The 20,915-nt window shown below is 69.3% G+C and carries 15 protein-coding genes; 9 read left to right on the plus strand and 6 right to left on the minus strand.

The window, feature by feature from the left end:
- The 3 genes from ACIQLK_RS12385 to ACIQLK_RS12395 form a co-directional block, all read left to right on the plus strand.
- Nucleotides 1–655, plus strand: a 655-nt coding sequence (locus ACIQLK_RS12385; protein ID WP_400365097.1) for an SH3 domain-containing protein, incomplete at its 5' end; no start/stop codon positions are given.
- A gap of 107 nt (nucleotides 656–762) precedes the next feature.
- Nucleotides 763–1,659, plus strand: a complete 897-nt coding sequence (locus ACIQLK_RS12390; protein WP_400365098.1) for an ABC transporter permease — start codon at nucleotides 763–765, stop codon at nucleotides 1,657–1,659.
- Nucleotides 1,659–2,399, plus strand: coding sequence for an ABC transporter ATP-binding protein (locus tag ACIQLK_RS12395; RefSeq protein WP_400365099.1), 741 nt, complete (start codon nucleotides 1,659–1,661; stop codon nucleotides 2,397–2,399). The genes ACIQLK_RS12390 and ACIQLK_RS12395 overlap by 1 nt, the downstream gene beginning before the upstream one ends.
- A 27-nt stretch (nucleotides 2,400–2,426) precedes the next feature.
- Here the strand turns inward: ACIQLK_RS12395 and ACIQLK_RS12400 are convergent, their stop codons facing one another.
- Complete coding sequence (locus ACIQLK_RS12400) at nucleotides 2,427–3,824, minus strand: SDR family NAD(P)-dependent oxidoreductase (RefSeq protein WP_400365100.1); 1,398 nt, start codon at nucleotides 3,822–3,824, stop codon at nucleotides 2,427–2,429.
- Nucleotides 3,825–3,936: 112 nt separating this feature from the next.
- Between ACIQLK_RS12400 and ACIQLK_RS12405 the strand changes: the two genes are divergently transcribed.
- On the plus strand, nucleotides 3,937–5,391 hold the full coding sequence (locus tag ACIQLK_RS12405) for a glycosyltransferase family 2 protein (protein ID WP_400365101.1): 1,455 nt from the start codon (nucleotides 3,937–3,939) through the stop codon (nucleotides 5,389–5,391).
- 76 nt (nucleotides 5,392–5,467) lie between these two features.
- A complete protein-coding gene (locus tag ACIQLK_RS12410; RefSeq protein WP_400365102.1) occupies nucleotides 5,468–6,583 on the plus strand; it encodes an acyltransferase family protein in 1,116 nt (371 codons plus the stop codon).
- Here the strand turns inward: ACIQLK_RS12410 and ACIQLK_RS12415 are convergent, their stop codons facing one another.
- The 4 genes from ACIQLK_RS12415 to ACIQLK_RS12430 form a co-directional block, all read right to left on the minus strand.
- A complete protein-coding gene (locus tag ACIQLK_RS12415; RefSeq protein WP_400365103.1) occupies nucleotides 6,584–8,953 on the minus strand; it encodes a CDP-glycerol glycerophosphotransferase family protein in 2,370 nt (789 codons plus the stop codon). It lies immediately after the preceding gene.
- A 52-nt stretch (nucleotides 8,954–9,005) separates the two neighbouring features.
- On the minus strand, nucleotides 9,006–11,648 hold the full coding sequence (locus ACIQLK_RS12420) for a CDP-glycerol glycerophosphotransferase family protein (protein WP_400365104.1): 2,643 nt from the start codon (nucleotides 11,646–11,648) through the stop codon (nucleotides 9,006–9,008).
- Nucleotides 11,649–11,805: 157 nt separating this feature from the next.
- Entirely contained in the window at nucleotides 11,806–13,080 is a 1,275-nt protein-coding gene (locus ACIQLK_RS12425; RefSeq protein WP_400365577.1) for a hypothetical protein, read from the minus strand.
- Nucleotides 13,080–14,477, minus strand: coding sequence for an O-antigen ligase family protein (locus ACIQLK_RS12430; RefSeq protein WP_400365105.1), 1,398 nt, complete (start codon nucleotides 14,475–14,477; stop codon nucleotides 13,080–13,082). Before ACIQLK_RS12430 ends, ACIQLK_RS12425 begins: the two co-directional genes overlap by 1 nt.
- Before the next feature lie 59 nt (nucleotides 14,478–14,536).
- On the opposite strand from ACIQLK_RS12430, the gene manA reads away from it, so the two are divergent.
- From manA to ACIQLK_RS12450, 4 genes are all read left to right on the plus strand, one after another.
- Entirely contained in the window at nucleotides 14,537–15,679 is a 1,143-nt protein-coding gene (gene manA / locus ACIQLK_RS12435) for a mannose-6-phosphate isomerase, class I (protein WP_400365106.1), read from the plus strand.
- A gap of 141 nt (nucleotides 15,680–15,820) precedes the next feature.
- The gene (locus ACIQLK_RS12440) at nucleotides 15,821–16,141 is read left to right on the plus strand and encodes a WhiB family transcriptional regulator (protein ID WP_400365107.1); all 321 of its coding nucleotides are present in this window, start codon (nucleotides 15,821–15,823) and stop codon (nucleotides 16,139–16,141) included.
- A 66-nt stretch (nucleotides 16,142–16,207) separates the two neighbouring features.
- A complete protein-coding gene (locus ACIQLK_RS12445) occupies nucleotides 16,208–19,069 on the plus strand; it encodes a glycosyltransferase (protein ID WP_400365108.1) in 2,862 nt (953 codons plus the stop codon).
- A complete protein-coding gene (locus ACIQLK_RS12450) occupies nucleotides 19,066–20,454 on the plus strand; it encodes a DUF5719 family protein (RefSeq protein ID WP_400365109.1) in 1,389 nt (462 codons plus the stop codon). The genes ACIQLK_RS12445 and ACIQLK_RS12450 overlap by 4 nt, the downstream gene beginning before the upstream one ends.
- A 26-nt stretch (nucleotides 20,455–20,480) precedes the next feature.
- Here the strand turns inward: ACIQLK_RS12450 and ACIQLK_RS12455 are convergent, their stop codons facing one another.
- A complete protein-coding gene (locus tag ACIQLK_RS12455; protein ID WP_400365110.1) occupies nucleotides 20,481–20,903 on the minus strand; it encodes a metallopeptidase family protein in 423 nt (140 codons plus the stop codon).
- Nucleotides 20,904–20,915 lie beyond the last annotated feature (12 nt).

The raw sequence follows: 20,915 nt of genomic DNA on the forward strand, positions 1-20,915 counted from the left end.
CTCGATCGTCGATTCGTATTCGGGGTGGCGTGCGGTCACGTCGGGGAGTTCGACGGGGTGGGTGCTCGCGAGTGCGGTGACCACCGCGCCGGTGTCGATGTTCACGACGGATGTGGTGCATCTGCGTCCGCAGAAGAGTCAGAGTGGGATGACGGCGACGGCGCGCAAGGGTGATCAGGTCTCGGTCGTGAAGGTCGAGGGTGCGTGGACTCAGGTGAAGCTGGGTGGGGCGACGGGCTGGGTCGACAGTAAGCGTCTGGTCGCGAAGAAGCCGTCGGTGTCTGCTCCGGTGTCGGCGACGACGACGGTGGCGGTGACGGTGCGTGCGGGTGCGTCGGGTTCGACGGCGTCGGTGGTGTCGTTGGCGAAGGGGGCGAAGGTCTCGATCGTCGATTCGTATTCGGGGTGGCGTGCGGTCACGTCGGGGAGTTCGACGGGGTGGGTGCTCGCGAGTGCGGTGACCACCGCGCCGGTGTCCACGCGGAAGACCACGACGACCGCCGTCAACATGCGGAGTGCTGCCTCGACCTCGAGCGCGAAGATCACGACCCTCGCGAAGGGAACCGTCGTCACCGTCACAGCGACCAGCGGCGTCTGGTTCCAGGTGACTGCGGGAACCCGGACCGGCTGGGTGCACGGGGACTACCTGCGCTGATCCGGGCCGTGCTCACCGGAAAGGCCAAGCTCGCGGTCCATTAGGATGGCGGATGGCCTACCCGGTGGCGAAGACCCCGGTGGCATCACGACACCGCGAGGAACCTTGTGACCCAGATCGATTACAGCGCCTACGACACCCCGGGGCGTGGCCGAGGCATCCTCGACGTCTTCCGGTATCACTACCTGCTGCGCCTGCTCATCGGCAAGAGCACGTCTCTGCGCTACCGCAACTCGGTCCTCGGATGGTTCTGGTCCTATGTCCGCCCGACCGTCCAGTTCCTCGTGTACTACCTCGTGGTCGGTCAGATCCTCGGCCTGCACAGTAAGGTGCCCGCCTTCCCGCTCTACCTGTTCAGCGGTCTCGTGCTCGTCAACCTCTTCAACGACACCATGTCGGCCGCAACGAGTTCGATCGTCAGCAACAAGGCCCTCGTCAGGAAGATCTACCTTCCGCGCGAGCTCTTCCCCCTCGCCGCCATCATCGGCACCTTCACGCACTTCCTCCCGCAGCTGGCCGTCCTCATCGTGGTGAGCCTGCTCTTCGGGTGGTTGCCGTCGTTCGCGTCGGTCGGTCTCGCCCTTCTCGGCATCCTGCTCGTCGTCACGTTCGTGATGGGACTCGGGCTGTTCTTCTCGGCCGTCAACGTCCGTTTCCGCGACGCGAGCAACATCGTCGACATCATCCGCACGATCGCCACATGGTCCGTGCCCATCCTCTACACCTGGGAGATGGTCCAGAAGGTCACGAGCAGCCACCACGTACCGTGGCTGTTCGACCTCTACATGGCCAATCCGCTCGCGGTGGGCGTCGAGCTCTACCACCACGCCTTCTGGGGCACCCTCCCGGTCGTCAATGACGCTGAGCCCCGCCCGATCAATTTGGACTGGCCGCCTCAGTTCGAGTGGCACGTCGTGGCTGCCATCGGCGTGGTCATCCTCTCGCTGGTCATCGGCCAGTTCGTCTTCCGGCGCTTCGAGCGCAGCTTCGCACAGGACCTGTGATGTCGACTTCACTTCAGCCCCAGCCCCGCATCATCGTCGACCACGTGTCGAAGTGGTTCAGCAAGCGAAGCACCCGCTCGATGAAGGACGCCTTCATCGCCGCGGTGCGCCGCCAGCCCGTGCGCTCGACGAGGTTCCACGCACTGAAGGACGTGTCGTTCTCCATCGGCGAAGGCGAGTCCGTCGCTGTCATGGGCCTCAACGGTTCGGGTAAGTCCACGACGCTCAAGCTCGTCTCGGGCGTCCTCGAGCCCGATTCCGGGCGCGTGCTCACCCGCGGCAAGGTCGCCGGCTTGATCGAGGTCGGGGCGGGTTTCCACCCCGACCTGACGGGCCGGGAGAACGTCTTCCTGAACGCGGCGATCCTCGGGATGAGCGAGAAGGAGACCAAGGCGCGCTTCGACGAGATCGTCGCCTTCAGCGAGATCGGCGATTTCATCGACCAGGAGGTCAAGCACTACTCGTCGGGCATGTTCATGCGCCTGGCGTTCAGCGTCGCGATCCACGTCGAACTCGACGTCCTTCTCGTCGACGAGGTCCTCTCGGTCGGCGACGCACCCTTCCGTGCGAAGTGCAACGCGAAGCTCAAAGAGCTCGCTGATCAGGGCGTCACGATGATGGTCGTCAGCCACAGCAAGGGACAGGTCAAGGAACTCTGCACCCGCGGCATCGTGCTGCGCAAGGGAGACGTCGTGTTCGACGGCCCCATCGCGGAGGCACTAGAGATCCTCGAGTCCTGACGCTCGGGAGCCGACGACGTCGCCGAACTAGCGGAGGTTCTTCATCTCCGACACCTGGACGGTCACGATCTGGCCGGTCAGCTCCGAGCCCAGGATGCCGACGGTCACCTTCGCGACGTCCTCGGCGTCCAGCAGCGAGCCCTCCGGCTCCGATCCGAACGCGGCGGTCCGCATCGGGGTCGCCGTGCGCTGGGGATTGATGCAGTTGATCCGCACACCATCCGCGGCCCACTCCTCCGACAGAGCCTGGGTGAGATTGACGACACCGGCCTTCGTGGCCGAGTAGGCGGCGTAGCCGGAGCGACCTCGTGTGTACGAGCTGGAGGTGAAGAGGACGACCTGGCCGCCGTGGCGGGCGAGGTGCGGATACGCCTCGCGGGCGATGATCGCCGGGGCGAGCAGGTTCGTCTCGATGGTGTGCTCGAGGTCCTCTTGCGACGTCTCCACGAGCGGTCCGATGCGCAGCACACCGGCGGTGACGATGACGGCGTCGATGCGCGACATCTTCTGGGCCGCTTCGGTCAGGGCATCACCCACCTGGAATGCCGAGCGCACGTCGGTGCCGGTGGAGGTGCGGCTGAACTCCATGACGTCGGCGCCCTGCGCGCGAGCGAGTTCGACGATGCTCGCCCCGATGCCGTAGCTGCCGCCGAACACGACGATTCCGGCTCCCGTGAGATCGGGGAGCTCACGCACGAGCCTCTCCATCGACAGGCTCGCCGATTGCAGCTGGAAGAGCTTGTCGGCGATGTGGACGTCGATCGGCTCGGTGACCTTCATGTTCTCCGGCGTCCCCTCGACGACGAAGATCGGAACGTCGGGCAAGTAGGTGAAGACGACACCGCAGTCGTCGGTGGCGCGGAAGGCGGGGTCGCCTTCGGCGAGCTCGTAGGCGCGTCGGATGGTGCCCAGCCGGAAGGCCTGCGGCGTCTGGCCGCGTCGCAGCCGCGACCGGTCGGGTATGGCGGTGATGAGGCTCGCGGCATCGATCTCGATGATCGTGTCGGCGGAGGCGATCGCGGTGTCCACCGCGTCGTAGGTGTCGAGCGCGCGGACGCAGTCGCTGATGATCCGCGCATCGATGAACGGGCGTACGGCGTCGTGGAAGAGCACCTTCGTGTCGTCGCCGTCGAGCACCGAGATGGCGAGCTTCGTGGTGTCGTTGCGCGTCGCACCGCCCGGGAGGATGCGGCTGAGCTTGCCGAACCGACCGCTCTCGATGAGGTGGTCGAGCTCGCCGATCGAGTCGGCGTTCATCATGACGAGGATCTCGTCGATGTCCTCGCTCGCTTCGAGCGCCTCGAGTGTGTGCTCGACGATCGCCTTTCCGGCGATCTTCAGCAACTGCTTGGGGATGCCGAGGCCGACGCGGACCCCGATCCCGCCCGCCAGGACGACGGCGACGGTTCGGCTCTGAGTGGGCATGGTGCTCCTCGGGTGGGGACGGTCCATCCTATCCGCCGCCTCCTCGCCGCCCCGCGAGACGAGCCAAGGAGCCGACGTAAACTGAGCGGATGCAGCGACGACGGTGGCCATCGTGGTGACGATCACGGCGGTCGTGCCGCTCCACCGCGTGGAACGGTACCTTCCGGACCTGCTCCGATCGCTCGACGCGCAGGATCCGGGGCCCTACGAGTTGGACGTCGTCTTCGTGGACGACGGTTCGCCGGACGACTCGGCCGGCATGGTGGAGCGCTGGCTGGCCTCGACGTCGGTCACGGGTGTCCTGGTGCGTCAGGACAACGCCGGGGTCAGCGCGGCGCGCAACCGCGGGATGGATGCCGCGACGGGGGAGTGGGTGACGTTCCCCGACTCCGACGACCTGCTCGCCGACGACTACTTCGCGGCCGCTGCACGTTTCTTGACAGCGCGCGCCGGCGACATCGACCTCGCGTCGGCACGGCTGCTCCGCTTGCGCGAGCCCGCACCCGTGCCCGAGGACGTGCACGCGCTCAGCTTCCGGTTCGCCGGAGGCGACCGTGTCGTGTCGATGCTCGAGCACCCGGACGTCTTCCAGCTCAACGTCGCGTCGGCCTTCTTCCGGTTGGCGGATCTGCGGCGTGCCGGGGTGCGGTTCCGCACAGGGCTGCATGCGTCCGAGGATGCGCTTTTCGTGGCGCAGTATCTGCTCGGGCTCTGCGCGCCGAGACTGGGTCTTATCGCGTCCGCGTCCTATGTCTATCGCCGCCGAGCCGCACGGGATTCCGCGGTCGACGCCTTCCGGACCGATCCGCGCGCGTACTACGAGAGGTTCCTCGACGGGTACGAGCCGCTCCTGAGCGGACGCGGCGACGACGGCCCGCCGGACTGGCTGCAGTCAATGTTCCTCTACGAGTGCCAGTGGCTGCTGCCTGTCCAGTTGACCGCGGACGGCCGCGCCGAGGTGCTCGACGACGCACAGCGTGAGACGACCCTCCGCGCCCTCGCCGGATGCGCCCGGTACGTCTCCGAGAAGCGACTCTTCGAATACGACGCGACGGCGCTCCCCCTGGAGAGTCGGCTGCTGCTGCAGCTGCTGGCGGGGCGGCCCCTGCCGCCGTGGATCGGGTCGTATGCATCGCATAGCGGCGGCGGCATGCGGGTGAGCACACCCGTCACGGCGGGCGCCGGCATCCGCCTGCTCGACGAGGGCGGGCGCGTGATCGCGGCGACTCACGTCGAGCGCTCGACTCCGGACTACTTCGGTCAGGATCTGCTGCAGGTTCACGTGGCCGACGTCGATCGCGTGCCTCATCGCATCGAGGTGGATGGTCGCGAACGACCCGTCGTGCGGGCCCGCGCGCGCGAGACCATGACCGAGACGATGGACCGGCACCGCCGCGCGACCGTCGGGGTGTGGGCGATCCCGTCCCGCCGGGGCGACGTTCGCGTGTGGAAGCCCGTGACAGATCCGGAGGTCGCGTGGACACTCCGGCTCCGCAGCCTGATCAGGGTCGCCGCGCAGTTGGGAAAGCGTGTCGCGCGTCGGGCGATCTCCCGCCGCACCGCCTGAACCGTCGACGCGCGATACGGGACGGTTCCGCGCTCGCACCGAGTCCGCAGACTGGTGATGGCTAGAATGGCGACTCGTGCTCCCGGTTCCCGCCACCGCCGACGTCGCCCCGCGTCCGCGTCTTCTGCTGCTCGACCTGCTTCGCTTCGGAGCCGCGTTCGCCGTCGTCCTGTACCACTACACGGCTCGGCGTCACACGCAATGGCAGGGCTCTCCCGACGAGAACTTTCCGTTCCTCTCCGGAATCAGCGCGTACGGCTTCATGGGCGTGCAGCTGTTCTTCCTCATCAGTGGCTTCGTCATTCTGATGTCGGTCGAGGGGCGGTCCGTCGGCGACTTCGTCGCCGCGCGCGTCTCGCGTCTGTTCCCGGCATACTGGGCCGCGGTGATCCTGACGGCGATCCTCATCGAGTTCATCGCGGGCGACCAGCTCGGCAAGAGCGTGACGTTCGTCCAGGTGCTCACGAACCTGACGATGCTCCAGGAGTGGGCTGGCGTGCCCCACGTGGACGGCGTCTACTGGACCCTCGCCGTCGAGCTGTTGTTCTACGTGCTCGTGGGCATCTTCATGAGCCGGAACCTGACCGTCGAGAAGGTGACCTGGCTGGCGTTCCTGTGGCCGCTGGCCGCGCTCATCGCGGACCGGTCGAACATGCAGTTCCTGGCGATGTTCCTCTCGCCGGCGTATGCGTCCCTCTTCGCTGCGGGGATGATGCTCTATGTCATCCACTCGCGAGGGTCGAACCTCCTCCGCTGGATGCTCGTCATCGGCAACGGCATCCTCGCCGCCCAGCAGACCATCATGTACGACATGGCCAACGCGGAGCGGCTCACCGGGATCGACCTCAAAGAACCGGTCGCGGTGGTCATCATGGTCGTCATCTTCGCGTCGGTCGCCCTCGTGACGCTCTCCCCACTGCAGTCCCGCGGTCTCGCATGGATGACCTACCTGGGTGCCCTCACCTACCCGCTCTACCTCGTTCACGAGCTCTGGGGCTGGTGGGTCATCGGGCAGCTCAGCCCCTACCTGAACAAGTGGGTCGTCCTCATCGCGGCGATCGCCTTCGTCCTGTTGTTGGCTGCGGCGATCGAGCGGTGGGTTGAGCGTCGGACGCGTCGGTGGCTGCGGACCCAGGTCAAGAGATCCTTCACCCGCATCGAACGGACACCGGCGGCGACGCCCGCCCTCTGATCAGCTGCGCGGAGGTGCGAGCTGCGCGGCCACGATGTCGGCGATCGCATCAGCGCACGGCGTCGCACCCGGCGCGGGAGCGGGGTCACCCGGAACCTGAACCCAACGTCGCGCGAATCGCTGCGCATCGTCGGGAGACGCGTCCCCTCGTCCGACGGCGCTCGCGAGCTCTTCGACGCTCCGAACGATCGGCCCCGGCAGATCGCGGCGGTAATCGAGGTAGAAATCGCGTGACTCGAGGTAGGCGTCGAGGTCGGGCGTGACGAAGTACGTCGGGATGTCGAGCACCGCAGCCTCGTACAGAGCGGACGAGTAGTCCGTGATGAACAGGTCCGCGATCGCCAGCATCTCCTGCGTCGAGAAGTCGCCTCCGGTGTCGACGTCGGGCCCGAAGTCCGCGTGCATGAGGGGATGCAGCTTGACGACGGTGTGGACGCCCTGACTGCGGAGTGACTCGGTGAGTGCACGGACGTCTACGGCGACGGTGCCGTCGAGCCGGAACGTGGGGGCGAAGACCGCGATCCGCCGCCCGGCCAGGTGCGGCAGCGACTCGAGGATGCGTTCGCGGGTCCGCTCGCGGCGCGCGGGGTCTCGGAGCCGGTCCACCCGCGGAAGCGGTGCCACCTGCACCCGGTCGAGCGGAGTCCCGAACGCGTCGGCGAACGCCGGGCGGCAGTCCTCCGCGCTCGTGAGGACGATGTCGTAGCCGTGGTGCATGCGCATGGCCTCGGCCAGCCGCCTGTCGCGCCCCTCCTCGCGCCCGAGGATGCTGAGTCCGAACTTCTTGAACGCCCCGAGGGCGTGCCACATCTGGATCACCGTGAGTTCATCGCGATGACGGAGGACGCTTGCGACGATCGCGTATGTGTCGATGATCAGAACGCGTGCCGTCGCCACGTGGTACAGCTGGCGCAGGAGGTGGAAGCCGTAGCCGACCTTCCGCAGGATGCCGGGGGGCACCATGCGGACGAGCATGACCACGCGCACATCGCCGTCGCGCCGGGTGAGGGCGGCGGCGAGGTCGGTGAAGTCGTCGGGGACGACGGGGTGTTCGCGGCTGATCATGACCACCTTCCGCTGCACGGGAAGGAGCTTGAGGGGTGCGTACGCGAGGCCCAGGACGATGCGGGCGAGGTGCGCGACGGCGACTCGGAGTCCCATCGCTCCTTCGGCACGGGTGGGTTCGACGGAGCCGGGTGCCACCGCCTCCTCGTCCACGATGACGCGCTCCGGGGCGGCGAGCAGCATCCGCTCGACGATCCGAGCGGTCGATCCCCCGTCCAGGGCGGCGCAGAACTCCTCGAGGAACGCGTCGAGGAGGCTCTCATCCACTCGCGCATTTCGCAGGGCGGCCGCGAGGCCTGCGGGCTCGCGCACGACCGGCCCGATCGCGTAGGACTCGAACGGGCGGTAGAACGATCGCGACCCGGCGTAGTCGTCGATGTCCGGCACGAAGAAGACGATCGGTCGCCGCAGCAGGGCGAACTCGAAGATGGACGAGGAGTAGTCGGTGACGAGGACATCGGTGGCCATGAGCAGGTCGTTCATCTCCTCCGATCCGCCGTCGAGGACGTCGCGGGGGAGCGGTGGCGCGGACTTCGCCGCAAAGGGGTGCTGTCGAACCACGATCCGGAATCCGTCGCCGAGCTCGGAGGCGACCCGCCCCCAGTCCGCGGACTCCTCCGGGCGCGCCGAGCGCTGACCGTTGCCGCGGAAGGTCGGGGCGTACAGGACGAGGCGCGCATCGTCAGAGACGCCGAGGCGGGCGCGCACGCGTGTGCGCGTCGCCGCCACGTCGTCGGCGTCGAAGAAGGCGTCGGTGCGCGGCACACCGAGTGCCTGGACGCGCGACACGTCGATCCCGAAGGCCTCCGCATAGTCGGCACGCACGGCCTCGGAACTGACGGGCACGTGCGTGTAGTTGCGGTGGATGTCGCTCCCCGGCACGGGCCCGCCCGGGAGCCCGGCGCGGCTGTGGCCGACCTGCTTGAAAGCGCCCGCCGCGTGCCAGATCTGCACCAGTCGTGCTCCTCGACGGATGGGCAGGGGATAGATGATCGGGTAGAAGTCGTCGACCACGATCGTTCCGCTCGTCGCCAGCAGCCACGGCAGACGGATGACATCGCGCACGGGCCGTCGGGCGGTCAGATGCGGCTTGAAGACACCCGCCACCTGTGCCTCCGGCGTCCGTCGTACCAGTTCGTCGCGGACGAAACCCATGTTCCCCGTGAAGCCGAGGTGGGAGTCGGAGAGGAAGAGGAACCGCTCGGGCCGGACCCGAGTGATCCGGAGCAGGATGCGGTAGGGCAGCGCGACGGGTTGCGCGCGGAGCCAACGGAGCACCCGACTCGCCCGGAGGAGTTCACGCACGAGCAGTCACCGCTTTCGGAGGGGATCGGCCAAGTCTACGTGGCCGCGCCTGTCAGCGAATCGAGCGGATGGCGTCGAAGGCGCGCTCGCAGTTCTTGCCGTCCCGGTCGATGAAGAACGTCGTCGCCCGGTCGGCGTAGACAGCCGTCGACTCCGGCGTCGTGAGCGACTCGCGGATCGCGGCGGCCGCCTCGTCGGCATCATGCGTCATCGGCCCGAACCCGTTGTCGGCGTAGTCGAAGTACCCCGCGCGGTGCGGGTGCTCCTCGAAGAACTGCTCGGCGTCGAACTGGAAGTAGACGACGGGTGTCCCGATGTACGCCGCCTCGAACGCGAGAGAGGAATAGTCGGTCACCAGGAGTCGGGCACGCGAGATGACCGACTGGATGTCGTTGTCCCGGTAGCGGAAGACCTCGACACCCGGCGGAACCCCGAGTCGGTCGAGGTGCGGCTCGAGGCTGGGGTGGGGCACGAAGCCGACGCGGCAGCCCTGCTGGGCCAGCGCCGGGTCCTTCGAGAGTCGGGCGAGGAGCTCGCGCCACTGCGACGCGTAGACCGAGTCGTCGAAGTCGTCGATCAGCCCGCGCACCGTTCCCTTGTCGGTAATCTTCGTCATGAGGTACTCGCGCCAGGTCGGCATGACGAGGACCAGGTCGCGCTCAGCCGCGGGCACGGTCGCGGCCTTCTGCGCCAGGGCGTCGTGCCGTGGGAAGCCCGTCAGGGCGACTTCGCGCGTCGTGAAGGTGTACGGCGTCCCGTCGTCGACGAAACTGTCGAACTCCGCTTGTCCGGTCGTCAGGATGAGGCGGATGGGTTTGCGGTTGAGCCAGCGGGAGATGTCGTCCTTCGTCACGCCGTGCTGCAGGAAGACGAACTGCCAGTCGCGCTTTCGCAGGAGCTTCGTGCTCCACGGCTGCAGAACGTACTGGTCGACGTGCGAGGAGATGAGGAACTTCGCGTGGTGCATCAACATGAAGTGCTCCGTGGAGCCGAAGTCGACGAGCCGGAACCCCTCCTGGCTCAGTCGGGCCCAGTCGGAGCTGGTCTTGCGGAGGACGTACCAGGCGTTCACATCGCGACGGTTCTGGAGGACCCAGCGGTACAGGTGTTCCGCGTTGTCCTGAGCCTGGACATCGCGGTCCATGAAGACCCAGGCTCCGGCGTAGCGGTCGCGGACGGGCGGGGTCTGCGCGGCTCGACGCGCGGCGGCGGCCCACGGGCGGCGAGCGGAGACCGACTCGCCGCGGACGATGCGGCCGACCTGGGCGGCGCGCTTGCGGATGCGTGCACCGAGGAGGTCCTGGGTGCGCTTCTCGGCAGCAGCGGGGGGAGCGGGCAGCCGGCGCGCTCGCTCGGTGATGCCCAGGCGGTTGCGGAGGCTTTCGTTCGACACCGCGAGCTCGTGGGCCCCGGGGCTGTTGTAGCGGATCTCGGCACGCTGGCCGTCGAGACGAATGGTGAGGCCCTCGCGCGGCTCGAGCCACAGGATCCGCTCGTACAGCACGTCGTGGCCGAAGTAGACGATGACGCGGTCCTTCGCGTACGACGGCACCACCTGCTCGCGCCCGACCGTGAACTCCTCGGTCGGCCGGTCGCCCGCGAAGTAGTACTTCACCAGCGCCTGACGATTGCCCGGGTCCGCGCGCCACAGGTGGACGGGGGAGAGGGGCAGCGTGTGGCCCCCGAGGGACATGAGGACCGCGCGCAGCTGAGGCGAGAACGGGGTGATCCGGTAGGTCGCGATCACCTCGGGGTCGATGAGGCGGAGGACCCGGGACGCGGTCTCGAGGAAGCGGTCCTTCACGTCCTGCGGGATCCAGCGGGTCGGGCTGTGGATCTGCGCGTCGTAGTGGAAGTACCAGTAGATGTCGTACAGGACGGTGTTCTGCATCCACACCGGCACGTGCCCGCGCTGAGCGACCGCGTCCTCCATCATCGCCAGCCATCCGAATCGCGGGACATCGAGGTACTTCTCGACGCGCTGCCAGCTCGTGGTCGTCAGCGAGTTCGTCGCCGTCCGGCGCCGGTAGAGATAGTGCGCCTCGGGGACGACGAGAACCTGAGGGTCGTCGAACGTCAGCAGGTACCGGGCGATGAACGAGGCGTCCTCGAAGTTCGGACGGATGCGGTGGTCCCAATGGATGTCGGCTCGAAGCACGTCCTCGCGGCGCAGGAACGACGTCGCTGCGGACAGCTTGATGAGCTGAGGATCGTCGCGGAGTGACACGATGCGTCGCCCGCCGTCGAACTGCTTGCGCAGCGGGTGGGTGTCGCGTCGGGTGAGGAGGGTGTCGTCTGTGTAGATGAGGCGCGTCGACACGATCGTGGGGACGACGCCCGCGTCGGAGGCCGATCGCAACGCCTCGCTCACCGAGCCGAGGTACCCGGGCTCCAGCACGTCGTCCGGGTCGGCGTAGGTGATCCAGGTCCCGCCGGCGTGGGCGGTGCCGGCCTCGCGGGCGGCGGCGACACCCTGGTTCTCCTGAGCGACGATGACGGTGCGGGCCTCGCGGCTCGCGGCCCACTCCTCGACGATCCGTCGAGAGTCATCGGGTGAACCGTCGTCCACGAACACGATCTCGGCCTCGCCGAGGTCTGTGCTCTGCGCGTCGAGACTGTCGAGGAAGGCGGGCAGGTACGGCTCGACGTTGTACATCGCGACGATGATCGAGAAGAGTGCAGTGCCGTCCGTCATTCTGGTTCCCATCGCTGATCATCGGCGGGGGCCGCAGTCTGCTCGCCGTCCGCGCGGATGCTCTCGGCGAGCCGCCGTCCAACGCTCGACCAGCACGACACGCGAGCGGATCCGCAGGGCTCCCGCCCTCAACTATAACCGCGAGACGAAACCCGCCTCAGCCGCCGACGCGCTCGGACAGGTCCCGACGCCACCCGCGCACCTTCGACGCGCTGACGCTGCACACGACGAGGAGGAACCAGCCGAAGCCGCCGAGGAGTGCGCTCGTGACGATCGAGTCGGCCAGGAGGATGATGAGCACGAGCGGTGTCCACGTGTAGACCGTAGAGCGTCGCTCGGTCGCGCTCATCCACGAGCGGGCGAGTGCGAAGCCGGCCAGCAGGGCGAGGAGGGCGACGCCGACGCCGCCCGCCTGCAGGAGCATGTCCACCCAGGCGTTGAGAGCGGACCCGTGGTCGCGCCCCGCGATCAGCCGGATGTACGAGTACGGCGAGAGATAGTCGGGCCACGTGCCGACCCATCCCCATCCCTGCACCGGCCTGCTCTCGGAGAGGTCGAGTGCCGCGTTCCACAGTCGCGATCGCACGAGGAAGTCCGGCTCCGCGTTGAGCCAGTAGACGAGCGGGCGGCGGAAGACGTATGTCAGGACGAGCCCGAGGGCGACAGCTCCGCCGATCACCCGCTGAAGGGCGGGTCGTGCCCGCACCGGCGCCCGCCGCAGCAGCGCGAGGACGAGCGTCGCGAGCACGGTGACGACGGCCATCACCAGGACGATGGGGGAATCCGTGAAGACGGCGAGGGCCGAGGCGAGGATCACGGAGAAGAGGGATACCCCCGGTGCGACCGAGCGGGTCCGCCACTCGACGAGGAACGTGATGAGCGCGATCATCGTGACGACGCCCAGCACGGTGCGTGTGCCGAAGACGCCTTGGATCGGGCCGCCGAGGGCGAGGTTGCCGCCGATGCCGAGGATGCGGATCGGTACGTCGAGGAGGATGCCGCTGAGAATCTCGAGCCCGAGCGACAACGCGAGCAGGAAGCGGAGGACGTCACCGGTCGAGCGGACGGTCTGAAGCGTGTCGCGCAGCTGCGCGACGACGACCGCGAGGAAGGTCGGGACCGCGATCTGCAGCCAGCCGGCGAACGTCTGCGATGCGGACGGGCCCCAGAGGAACGAGGCGAGCAGCCAGATGAGGAGGAGGGCCAGCGTCGTCGGCATGATCTCGACGAGACGCAATTCCCGCCGGCGGGCGATGATCATTCCCGCCCCGATGACGCACAGTGACGTCGTGACGGCGCCGAATCCGGCGTCGCCCATGAGCTGACGCAGCGCGTGCGTGGCGAACAGGGCGCCGATCGTCGCGCTCGCGTAAGCGGCGGCGAAGTCGCTCGATCGGAGGACGTCGAGGACGCGGACGAGGCCGGGGTTCATCACTCGGCGGGCCTGTCGCCCTGTTCGCCGATGAGACGTTCCTCCGACGGTCCACGACCCACCAGCGGTGCCTGCTTGATCTTGAAGGCGAAGAGGATGAGCAGGAACCACCCCCAGTTCAGGAGCGGGGTCGATTCCGCCAAGCCCTGCACCAGCAGGATCGCGCCGGTCAGGGTCGGAAGCAGGGTCACTGCGGTGTAGGGGCGGTCGGACACGAGATCCCACCTGGGGCGATCGACGGCGAAGAACCAGGACCGCCACACGAAGGCGACGTAGGCGGCGGCGATCAGGACGACCCCGACGGCACCGAGCTGGAGGAAGACGTCCACCCACATGTTGTGCGCCTGCATGACGGTCTGGCCGTGGTCGATGATCCATCCGTCGAACGCAGGGTCGGTGGGGATCCACGGCGTGGAGAAGCCCCATCCGGTCACGGGGTGCTCGACGGCGCGTTCGAGCACCTTCTGCCAGATGCTCTCCCGGCCGGTGAGGTCGCTCGAGCGGCCCAGAACAGTGAAGATGCGGTCTCGCAGCAGCCAGGCGGCCAAGAGGCCGCCGACGGCGAGGACGACATAGGCGATGTAGTAGCGCGTGCGCTCACCGGCCCGCGTCGTCGTCCGCATGACCAGGACCGTCAGCAGGACGACGATCACGGCGACGGCGGAGAGGGTCGCCGTCGCGGAGCCGGCGCGAACGAAGAGGTACACCGCCAGCAGCAGCCAGAGAACGAGAACGGGGCGACGGGGTGCGCGCGAGGCGATCCGGATCGCGAAGACCACGATCGCGAGGAGCGCGACGTACGCGAGTGCGTTGGAGTTGCCGAACACGCCCTGGATGCGACCGCCGTCGAGCAGATTGTCGCGGACCCACAGGACGATGGGGTCGGCGACGCGGCCGACGGGGCGCTCGAAGTGGGGCAGGATCGGTCCGCGCCAGATGACGCTGACCCACAATTCGAAGAGGATCGACAGCGCCAGCATCCATTTGAGAGCGGATGCCAGGGCCCGAACGACCTCGCGCCAGGTCAGGACCGCCCCGACGAACAGTGCGCCGACGGTCGTCACGATCAGGAGGGCGACCGTGGTCAGGGTCGCCTCCCGCCACTGCGTCCACAGGATCGACGCGAGCGCCCAGACGAGGTAGGCCAGCGCGTACCAGGGCAACCGCGGCCACTGCACGCGAGGCCGGATCGTCACCCAGAGGATGACCGACACGAGGAAGCTGACGACGCCGATGGCCGCGGCGACGGGGACGCCGAAGGCGAGGGGGAGCGCCGTTCCCGAGAGCGTGATGACCAGGAGGGCGATGCACCATCCCCGCAGCAGGATGTGGCTCGTCCGCTCACGCGGCGGGGCTGCCGGGGGCGCCGAGACCGGGTGCGAGGAGTGGACGGCCATGGTGACAGAAGGGTATCGCGCGACCCCGTGCGTTCCGGCCCACGGCCTAGGCTGATCGCGTGCTCGAGACGCTTGCGAACGATCCCCGTGACTATTCGTGGGGTTCCCCCACGGCCATCCCGGAACTGCAGGGGCGCACGCCCACCGGCGAACCGGAGGCCGAGGTCTGGTTCGGCGACCACCCGGGAAGCCCCGCGCGACTGGGCGACGGACGGACCCTCGCGGATGCGCGCTCGCAGGCCGGCGAGCCTCACCTGCCCTTCCTGCTGAAGATCCTGGCGGCCTCCTCGTCACTGTCGATCCAGGCGCACCCCGATCTCGCCCAGGCGAGGGCGGGTTTCGCGGCCGAGGACGCCGCCGGGATCCCGCGTGACGCAGCGGAGCGCATCTACCGCGACGACAACCACAAGCCGGAGATCATCGTCGCCGTCAGCGAGCGCTTCCGTGCGCTCGTGGGGCTGCGTCCCGTCGCCGACACCGACCGGCTGCTGGCAGGTCTCGGCGAGGCATCCGGCGTGCGACGGCTGCGGAAGGAGCTGGCCGAGGGCGCCCCCGGCGACGCGCTCCGCTCCGTCATCGACGCGGCTCTTAGCGGTCGCGCCGAGGACGTCGTCACGGATCTGTCCTCGGTGCTTCAGGACGCCGACGTCCCCGGATTCGAGGAGGAGATCGACGTCCTCCGCGCGATCGTCCGAGACTTCCCGCGTGACGCGGGGATCGTGGTCGCGCTGCTCATGAACCTCGTCGTGCTGCGAAAGGGGGAGGCCGTCTTCGCACCTGCCGGTGTGCTCCACGCCTATCAGGACGGTCTCGGCGTCGAAGTGATGGCGGCGAGCGACAACGTGCTGCGCGGCGGCCTCACGCCGAAGCACATCGATGTCGCCGAGCTCATGCGCATCGTGGACACCGAACCCGCCGCGGCCGCAGCGCTGATCCCCGTCGACGACGGCGCCGGCGAGGTGTTCGACGTCGGCGTCCCCGACTTCCTCCTGACGCGTCATCGGGTGGCCCGCGGACCCATGGCGGTCGCGCTCGACGGTCCCGCGATCGTCCTCGCGACCGAGGGCGCGGTCTCCGTGTCCGTCGACGGAGCGGGTGTCGAACTCACCCCGGGCACGGCCGCGTACGCGCAGGACGAGGACTCACTGGTCCTGGACGGAGTCGGCGTCGTGTACGTCGCCCGCCCCGGACGTCGGCGGTGAGGCGCGCGACACGCCGGTGGCCTCAAGAAGATTCAATGTCGGGTTGAGGGTTTACGATTTGCGACTTGACCGGAGCGAATCACACGGGTGTAATTAGGCATCGGCCGCACCGCGGCGAGTGTCTACAGGTGGGAGAGCAAGATGACGGGTTACCGTTCCGGCGTTCCCGAGAATTGGTTCGTCGACCCGGTGAACCTCGGGGTTCCCGGTGTCCGCCGGCGTGCCGACACCGATGAGGACACGGCTCTTGCATGGCAGGCCGATGCCCTGTGCGCACAGACCGATCCCGAGGCGTTCTTCCCCGAAAAGGGCGGATCCACGCGCGACGCCAAGCGCATCTGCACCTCCTGCGACGTTCGGGGTGAGTGCCTCGAGTACGCGCTGCAGAACGACGAGCGGTTCGGCATCTGGGGCGGACTGAGCGAGCGGGAGCGCCGCAAGCTCAAGCGACACGCGTCCTGACGCGATCCGCGCCACCCCGGCCGTCCTCCCCGCGACGGCCGACACGCGACCTAGGCTGACCTGGTCATGCCCGCCCGAGTACACGCGATCCTCGTCGTCCGCCCCCACGGACGCGGCCCCAGGGATCTTCATCTGAGTCGCACGCTGCGTGCGCTCGCCGCCCAGACGCGGCGCGTCGACGCGCTGACGGTCGTCCTGTGCGGCCCCGACGAGGCGCTCAAGAAGCTGGCCTCAGAGTCCGGCGCCGAGGCCGTCATCGTCACGGGCCGCGCAACGGGTTTCGCCGACGCGCTCCGACTCGCCCAACGCCGCCTCACCGGAGACGCGGTGTGGCTGCTCGCGCAGGACACGGCGCCCGCTCCCGATGCGCTCGCCCGACTCGCCGGTGCACTCGAGACCGCGCCGTCCGTCGCCCTCGCGGCACCGAAGCTGGTCTCGTGGGATGACCCGAGTCGCATCGTCTCCCTCGGTGTGACCATGACGCGCACCGGCCGCACCGTCGGCCTGGCCGACGGCGAGCTCGACCAGGGGCAGCACGACACGGGCGAAGACGTGCTCGGCGCGGACATCCGCGGCGTCCTCGTACGTGCGCAGGTGTGGCAGGACCTCGGCGGCGTCGACCCGGGTCTCGCGGGCGCCGACGAGGGACTCGACCTCGGCATCCGCGCCCGGCTGTCGGGCGGGCGGGTCGCGCTCGCCCCCACCGCTCTCGTGGCCGTTGCGGGCGACGGTGTCGCCGGCGCCTCGACGGGACGTTCCGCGGGGGCGCGGGGCCGTCGTCTCTACGCCGAACGCAAAGCTCAACTGCATCGCCGGATGGTCTACGCACCTGCGCTCGCCGCCCCCTTCCATTGGCTGAGCCTCCTCCCGTTGGCGCTGTGGCGGACGTTGGGACATCTCCTCGCGAAGAACCCGGGTCGGATCGGCCCGGAGTGGGTGGCGTCGTTCGCGGTCCTGTTCGGTCTCGCCGCCGTGGTGCGTGCGCGCCGAGCGATCCGCCGCCACCGCTCCGCGCCGTGGTCGTCCATCGCACCGCTGCGCATCGGGCGCCGCGATCTGCGCGAGCGTCTCGAGGACGAGGCCGATGCCGCCGCCGCTCCCCGGGAGGATCTGCATTTCTTCAGCGGGGGAGGGGCGTGGCTCGTCCTCGGCGCCCTCGCGACGTCGGTGCTGTCGTTCGGTGCGCTTCTGGCGTGGCCCGTCCTCGGCGGCGGCGGTCTCGCTCCGCTGCGCAGTGGCGTCCTCGCGCTGTGGACGGATGCCGCCTACGGCCCCCGTGCCTTGGGATGGGACACGGTCGGCCCCGCCGACCCGTTCGCCGCCGTCGTCGCCGCGATCGGATCGCTGGCGCCCTTCGCTCCGTCCCGCGCGCTCGTCGTCCTCTGGTTCCTCGCGCTCCCATTGGCTGCTCTGGGCGGTTGGTTCGCCGCGACACGGGTCACGGCGCGTCCCGTTCTGCGCGCGGCTGCGGGATTCGCGTGGGCCGTGGCGCCGATGTTCCTCGCGGCCCTCGTCGAGGGGCGACCGGCCGCGGTCATCCTCCACCTGACACTCCCGTGGCTGGTGTACACGGCGCTCGCCGCCAGGCGTTCGTGGAGCAGCGCGGGACTGGCGTCGATCCTCCTCGTGGTGGTGACGGCGTGCGCCCCCTCGCTGGGCCCCGCGCTGATCGTGCTCTGGCTCGGCGCGCTCGGACTGTCGGTCTCGACCCGCCGCGGCAGGGGCGCCGGCCGCATCGCCTGGCTGGTCGTGCCGTCCATCGCCGTCTTCGTGCCCGTGGGCTGGTATCACGTGGTGCTCGGTGACCCGCTGGCGATCTTCGCCGACCCCGGGCGTCCGCTCGCGATCGCCGGCGAGCCGGATGGGCTGCTGCCGAAGATCCTGTTCGCCTTCGGCTTCCCCTCGACCGACGGCGTCGGCTGGGCACAATTCCTCGGCGACGACGGACGGGCCTGGTGGGTTGCGGCTTTCACCGCCCCTGTCCTGATCCTGGCGCTGCTCGGTCCTGTCCTCGGACGGCTCCTGCCGGCATCCGTCGCCCTCGTCGCGGCTCTTCTGGGTGTTGCGACCGCCGTCGTCGGATCCGGGATCGCCCTGACGGCGGGAATGTCCGGACCCGTCCCGATCTGGCCCGGCAGTGGACTCTCGCTTGCCTGGGCGGGTCTCGTTCTCGCCGCGGTCGCGGGGCTGGACGGGCTGCGACGTGCCGACGCGCTCGTGCCCGTCGCTGCGTCCCTCGTGATCGCATTCCTCGCCGTCGGCGCGGTGCCGGCGCTCACGGCCGCCGTCCGTGGACAGTCCGCTCTGACGGACGGACCGACGAGCACGCTCCCCGCCTATGTGCAGACCGCGGGCAGCGAAGGAGAGCGCGACGGTGAGCAGACGGCGACCCTCGTCCTGACGGTGCAGTCGGATGCCGCGTATTCGGCATCCGTGGTCTGGGGTGCGAGCGAGACGCTCGGCGGGCAGACGACGCTGCAATCGACCCGTTCCGGATTGACCACCGGTGACCGGGAGCTCGCCCGGGTGACGGCCGACCTGGTCTCGACGACCGGCGGCGACGTCGTGTCGACCCTCGCCCGCCACGGCGTGGCGTACGTCCTCCTCGAGCGGGCGCCCCGCGAGAGCGATCTGGCCCGGGCGGGTCGACTCGGCGCCCAGAACCTGCTGAATCAGCGCGCCGATCTCGTGAGCGTCGGCGACACGGCCCGCGGCACCCTGTGGAGTGTCGAGGGTGCGATCGCGGAACGCACCGTCGACGACGCATCGGGGCCGACATCGATCCGTGTCGCGCTCCTCCAGCTCGGTGTCATCGTGATTGCCCTGCTGCTGGCCGTCCCCACCCGGGCGAGCCTCCGAGCCGGTCGACGGCACCCGCGCATCATCGGCGAACGCGACGCCCTCGCGGCGGAGAGGAGCGCTTCATGACGACCGGCAGGCGAATCCGTCGGGGCATCGGGGGTGTGGTGAGCGTCCTCGTCGTCACCGGCGCGTTCCTGTTCGTGACGACGCCCCTGCCTGAGATCGAGCGTCCGACGCTGTCGCTCACCACCCGTCCCGAGGCCGCCACATCCCTCCTGTCGTGTACCGGACCCGTCCTCGCGGCCGGGCGCAACTCGGACGATGCGGCGGAGGTGCAGGTCGCCGCCGAGCAGAGCGTCGTGTCGGGGACCGCTGCAGGCGATGCCCCGCCGTCGGTTGCGGAGATCGCCTCCGCGGTACCCGACGGTCCGCCCGTCGACTCGTTCTCCGCCGCGCCCGTCGATCGGATGCGGACGGACCTCGCAGCCGCGGGGTCCGCTCGGGTGGATGCCGACGATCTCACCGGCTTCGCCGCCTCAGCGTGCGGCCCGCCCGCGATGGAGACGTGGCTCTCCGCAGGCACGGGCCTGACCGGTGCCGCCGACCTCGTGATCATCGCGAATCCGGGAGACGTCGCCGCCCGGGTCGAGCTCACCGTCTTCGCATCCGGCGGCCGCGTCACGCCCGAAGCAGGAGCGGGAATCCTCGTGCCGCCGAAGCAGCAGCGGATCGTGCCGCTGGCGTCCCTGGCGCTCGGCGAGGCGAGCCCCGTCGTGCTCGTCTCCGCCACGCAGGCCCCGGTGCAGGCGACACTCCAGTCCAGTCTCACCCGCACCCTCGTCCCGGTCGGGGTGGATCAAGGGGGAGCGACCGGTCTGCCGCGCGCGCAGCAGACGATTCCCGCGTTCAGCGCGATCGGCGAGGGCGATGAGCCCACCGACACCGCGGTGCGACTGCTCGCGCCCTCCGACGACACGACGGCGTCGGTGTCGGTGACTCCCGTCGGCGGGAAGACCCCCGCTGCCTCGTTCCCCGAGCTGGCGCTGACGGCGGGGGTCCCGATCGAGATCGATCTGGACCGACTGTCGCAGGGTCGCTACCGCGTGGACGTCGACGCCGGCGCTCCGGTCGTCGCCTCCGCCCATGCCTCGACCGGGGCGGATGCCGGGTCTGATTTCGCCTGGTACGGCACGGCCGACGACATCCGGGTCCCCTCCCTCTTCGCCGTCGCACAGGGGCCGCAGCCGCAGCTGGCCGTCGTCAACCCCGGCACGCAGGAGGTCGCGGCGGTGTTGACGGACGACGCGGGCGAGGGCGAGCCTCGCGAGATCCGGATCCCCGCGGGGGGTTCGGCGTCGGTCGATCTGCGGGCCGGCGGACTGTACCGGCTGGATCCCGCGGGGGGGACCCTCCGCGCGAGCGTCACCTTCACCGCGCCCGACGCCATCGCGGGCTACGCCGTCGTCCCGGCCGATGCGGCGGCCGCGCCGGTCGTCGTGCGGCCCCGCTGACACCCACCCCCGCGGCTCCGCCGCGGTCAGAAACGGAAGCGGTCGGGGCCGAGGTCCCACGGATCGCGATCGAGATACTCCGCGGCGGCGCGGAAGACGCAGCTCTCGATCATCATGCGGCGGTGCAGGTCGTCATTGCGGTGAAGCCGCGCGAGCCGTTCGATCGGCAGGCGGAACAGGATGATCCGCTTCTGCTCGCCCTGGACCTCCCAGCGCGGGATCCCGTCGTCGTCGGACGCGTCCGGCATCCACCCGATGTCGAAGCGGACTTCCCGGAGCTCGGGCCACGCGCTCCGGAGGAACTCGACGGCCGTCGTGACGGTCAGGTCGAACTTCTCGGCGCGGGTCTCGATGGCGGGCAGCGGTGGGCGGACCACGGAGCTGCGGTCGAGCCGGCCGTGCCGGCCGTGCCGATCGGGCCGGGCGGTCGTGCGAGCGCGTCGCCTCACGGGTCCACCTTG

Origin of the sequence: Microbacterium sp. NPDC091382, from assembly GCF_044757025.1 — a bacterium.
Taxonomy (GTDB): domain Bacteria; phylum Actinomycetota; class Actinomycetes; order Actinomycetales; family Microbacteriaceae; genus Microbacterium.

Bases quoted from the DNA above. Each gene is read 5' to 3' on its own strand.
- ACIQLK_RS12395 (WP_400365099.1), top strand. From the start codon at position 1,659: ATGTCGACTTCACTTCAGCCCCAGCCCCGCATCATCGTCGACCACGTG.
- ACIQLK_RS12420 (WP_400365104.1), bottom strand. From the start codon at position 11,648: ATGACGGACGGCACTGCACTCTTCTCGATCATCGTCGCGATGTACAAC.
- ACIQLK_RS12430 (WP_400365105.1), bottom strand. From the start codon at position 14,477: ATGGCCGTCCACTCCTCGCACCCGGTCTCGGCGCCCCCGGCAGCCCCG.
- ACIQLK_RS12425 (WP_400365577.1), bottom strand. From the start codon at position 13,080: ATGAACCCCGGCCTCGTCCGCGTCCTCGACGTCCTCCGATCGAGCGAC.
- ACIQLK_RS12445 (WP_400365108.1), top strand. From the start codon at position 16,208: ATGCCCGCCCGAGTACACGCGATCCTCGTCGTCCGCCCCCACGGACGC.
- ACIQLK_RS12450 (WP_400365109.1), top strand. From the start codon at position 19,066: ATGACGACCGGCAGGCGAATCCGTCGGGGCATCGGGGGTGTGGTGAGC.
- ACIQLK_RS12400 (WP_400365100.1), bottom strand. From the start codon at position 3,824: ATGCCCACTCAGAGCCGAACCGTCGCCGTCGTCCTGGCGGGCGGGATC.
- ACIQLK_RS12440 (WP_400365107.1), top strand. From the start codon at position 15,821: ATGACGGGTTACCGTTCCGGCGTTCCCGAGAATTGGTTCGTCGACCCG.